This is a genomic window from Agromyces binzhouensis, from assembly GCF_004135055.1.
GTDB classification, from domain to species: domain Bacteria; phylum Actinomycetota; class Actinomycetes; order Actinomycetales; family Microbacteriaceae; genus Agromyces; species Agromyces binzhouensis.
Map to the genome: position 1 here is coordinate 1 of NZ_SDPL01000383.1, position 3,015 is coordinate 3,015.

The window sequence follows — 3,015 nt, forward strand, 5'->3', positions numbered from 1 at the left end:
TGCGGATCGAGGTCTCGGACGACGGCGACGGGATGGCCGACACCGCCGGCGACGGCGCCGGCGCAGGCGCCGGCGCCGGTATCGGGCTCCGGTCGATGCGCGAACGCGCCGGCGAGCTCGGCGGATCGTTCGAGGTCGTGTCGCGGCCGGGCGGCGGGACGACCGTCCGCGCCGCGCTCCCGATACCGCCCGAAGGGGAGGGCGCCCGTCATGACCGATGACCTGATCCGCGTGCTCGTCGTCGACGATCACCCCGTCTACCGGGAAGGGCTCGTCGGCGTCTTCGCCGAGGCGCCCGCACTCGTCGTCGTCGGAACCGCGGCCGACGGCCCCGACGCCGTGCGGGAGGCCGAGCGACTGCAGCCGGACGTCGTGCTCATGGACGTCAACCTGCCCACCCTGAGCGGCATCGAGGCGACGCGGACGATCGTTCGGGCGAGCCCGCACATCGCGGTCCTCGTCCTGACGATGGTCGATGACCACGACGCCGTGTTCGCGGCGATGCGGGCGGGGGCTCGCGGGTACCTGCTGAAGGGGGCGACTCCCGAGGAGATCGTGCGTGCCGCCGTCGCCGTGGCCGCCGGCGACGCCGTGTTCGGCTCGGGGATCGCGGGCCGCGTGCTCGCCTACTTCTCCGCCGAGCGGACGCGGGGGGCCTCGGCGGAGGCATTCCCGACGCTCACCGCGCGCGAGCGCGAGGTCCTCGAACTGATCGCCTCAGGCGCCCGCAACCAGGAGATCGCGCGCGAGCTCTACGTGAGTCCGAAGACCGTCCGGAACCACATCTCCAACATCTTCACCAAGCTCCACGTCGCCGACCGCGACGAGGCAATCGCCCTCGCGCGCGACGCGGGCGTCGGCCGCGAGGACCAGCGCTGACCGGCCCGTCACCGTCGCTGGCTCCGGGCACGACCGCGGCCAGTACATTCGTGCCATGGACCTCGTGGACGTCTGGCCGCTCTTCGGCCTCACCCTCCGCACGCCCCGGCTCGAGCTGCGGCTCGTGCGCGACGCCGACATCGCCGCGCTCGCCGATGCGGCCGTCCGCGGCATCCACGACCCGGCCGTCATGCCGTTCGCGCATCCGTGGACGGACCAGCCGCCCGAGGTGGTCCGCCGCGAGCTCGCGCGGCACGTCTGGCGCGAACGCGTCGGGACGACGCCCGACGGCTGGACGCTGCTCTTCGCCGTGCTCGAGGACGGCGTGCCGATCGGCATCCAGGACGTGCGAGCCGCGCAGTTCGCGATCCTCCGCACGGTCTCGACCGGGTCGTGGCTGACGGCCTCGCGCCAGGGTCTCGGCCTCGGGATCGAGATGCGCGCCGCCGTGCTCGGGTTCTGCTTCGACCACCTCGGCGCCGAGGTCGCCGAATCGGGGGCGCTCGACTGGAACGGGGCCTCGCTCGGCGTCTCGCGCCATCTCGGATACGCCGAGAACGGCGTCAAGCGGGTCGTCGCGCGCAACGAGCTGGTCGAGCGGGAGCTGCTCCTCAGGCTCGAGCGCGAGGCCTTCGCGCGCCCGGACTGGGCGCTCGAGGTCGAGGGGCTGGACGACGTCGTACGTGCACAGCTCGGCGCCTGACGGCGGGTGCGGCGCCTCAGTCCGGGCCGGCGACCTCCCCGTCGACCGCGGCGCGGTGCCGCTCGCGGGAGGCGAGCACCTCGGGCACGTGGGCCTCCGCCCAGGCCCGCATGGCCTGCATCGGCTCGAGCAGCGACCGGCCGAGCCCGGTCAGGGAGTACTCCACGCGGGGCGGCGAATCGGCATAGGCCCGCCGTTCGACGAGTCCGTCGGCCTCGAGCGCGCGCAGGGTCTCGGTGAGCACCTTCGGCGTGACGACGCCGACCCGGGCGCGGAGCTGCGTGAAGCGCATCGTGCCCTCGGCGAGTGCGAGGATCACGAACATCGACCACCGCTCGCCGATCCTGCCGAAGACCACTCGGCTCGGGCAGTTCGGGTCGAGCACGTCCTGCGTGTCCGGGTCGAACGGCGCGGCGAGCGGCGCCGCGTCGGCCGAACGGCGACGGGCGATCTGTGCGCTGCTGGTGGTGGGCATGTCGTCTCCGATGTTCGATTCGACGTGGTTCCCCCGAGGGAACTTCCGTTGAAGTAACCGGTATCCGATCCATACCGTACGTCATATGAGAACACTTCTGACCGGGGGAACCGGATTCATCGGATCGGCCGTCCTGGACGTGCTCGTCGCGGCCGGGCACGACGTGGTCGCCGCGGTGCGCAGTGACGCGGCGGCGGCGGATGTCACGGCGCGCGGCGCCACCGCCGTGCACCTCGACCTCTTCGACGCCGACGCCGTCGAGTCCGCGCTCGCCGACGTCGACGCCGCCATCCACGCGGCCGCGCCCGACCGGGGAGCGGCCGACCTCGACGGAGCGGTGGTCGACGGCGTCCTGCGGGCCTTCGCCGAGCGCGGCCGGTTCGTGCTCACGAGCGGCATCTGGGTCCACGGCTCGGGGGACGACCTCGTCGAGGGCGATCCGCTCGACCCGGCCGACCTGGTCGCCTGGCGCGCGACCCTCGAGGAGCGCGTGCGCGCCTCATCCGTCGACGCGCGCATCATCCGGCCCGGGGTCGTCTACGGCCGGGGGCGCGGGCTCGTGCCGATGCTGCTCGACGGTCCGCGCACCGACGACGGCCTCATCCCGCTCATCGGCGACGGCCGCCAGCGGTGGTCGCTCGTGCACGTCGACGACCTCGCGCGGCTCTACCTCGCCGTGCTCGAGCACACGGGCCCGATCCCGCGGGTCATCGCCGTGGACGGCGTGCCGACCTCGGTACGGGCGATCGCCGAGCGCATCGGCGGACGCATGGTCGCGCCCGAGAGCTCGGAGGCCACGCGGGCCCGCCTCGGCGACGCGTTCGCCGGTGCGCTCCTGCTCGACCAGGCCGCGACCGGGGCGTTCGCGCGGTCCCTCGGGTGGGAGCCCGAGCACCGGAGCATCCTCGACGAGCTCGACGCGGTCAGGTCGGCGGCCTGAGCCGGGCCGCCGACCTCG

General features: G+C 73.8%; 5 protein-coding genes. 4 read left to right on the plus strand and 1 reads right to left on the minus strand.

Annotated features, from left to right (window positions below; translation table 11 throughout):
* The 3 genes from ESO86_RS19815 to ESO86_RS14515 form a co-directional block, all read left to right on the plus strand.
* Positions 1 to 221, plus strand: a 221-nt coding sequence (locus ESO86_RS19815) for an ATP-binding protein (protein ID WP_340638864.1), incomplete at its 5' end; no start/stop codon positions are given.
* Positions 211 to 879 (plus strand): response regulator, encoded by a 669-nt coding sequence (locus ESO86_RS14510; protein ID WP_129235629.1) that lies wholly within the window; start codon positions 211 to 213, stop codon positions 877 to 879. The genes ESO86_RS19815 and ESO86_RS14510, both read left to right, overlap by 11 nt.
* Before the next feature lie 55 nt (positions 880 to 934).
* A complete protein-coding gene (locus ESO86_RS14515) occupies positions 935 to 1,582 on the plus strand; it encodes a GNAT family N-acetyltransferase (protein ID WP_129235630.1) in 648 nt (215 codons plus the stop codon).
* 16 nt (positions 1,583 to 1,598) lie between these two features.
* Here ESO86_RS14515 and ESO86_RS14520 read toward each other — a convergent pair whose 3' ends face one another.
* Positions 1,599 to 2,057: a winged helix-turn-helix transcriptional regulator gene (locus ESO86_RS14520; protein ID WP_129235631.1), complete on the minus strand. Its 459-nt coding sequence runs from the start codon at positions 2,055 to 2,057 to the stop codon at positions 1,599 to 1,601.
* 85 nt (positions 2,058 to 2,142) lie between these two features.
* Here ESO86_RS14520 and ESO86_RS14525 point away from each other — a divergent pair, with 85 nt between their 5' ends.
* Positions 2,143 to 2,997, plus strand: coding sequence for an NAD-dependent epimerase/dehydratase family protein (locus ESO86_RS14525; protein WP_129235632.1), 855 nt, complete (start codon positions 2,143 to 2,145; stop codon positions 2,995 to 2,997).
* Positions 2,998 to 3,015 lie beyond the last annotated feature (18 nt).

What these genes read in the sequence shown, in the direction of transcription:
- ESO86_RS14510 (WP_129235629.1), top strand. Translation starts at nt 211, where the DNA reads ATGACCGATGACCTGATCCGCGTGCTCGTCGTCGACGATCACCCCGTC.
- ESO86_RS14515 (WP_129235630.1), top strand. Translation starts at nt 935, where the DNA reads ATGGACCTCGTGGACGTCTGGCCGCTCTTCGGCCTCACCCTCCGCACG.
- ESO86_RS14520 (WP_129235631.1), bottom strand. Translation starts at nt 2,057, where the DNA reads ATGCCCACCACCAGCAGCGCACAGATCGCCCGTCGCCGTTCGGCCGAC.
- ESO86_RS14525 (WP_129235632.1), top strand. Translation starts at nt 2,143, where the DNA reads ATGAGAACACTTCTGACCGGGGGAACCGGATTCATCGGATCGGCCGTC.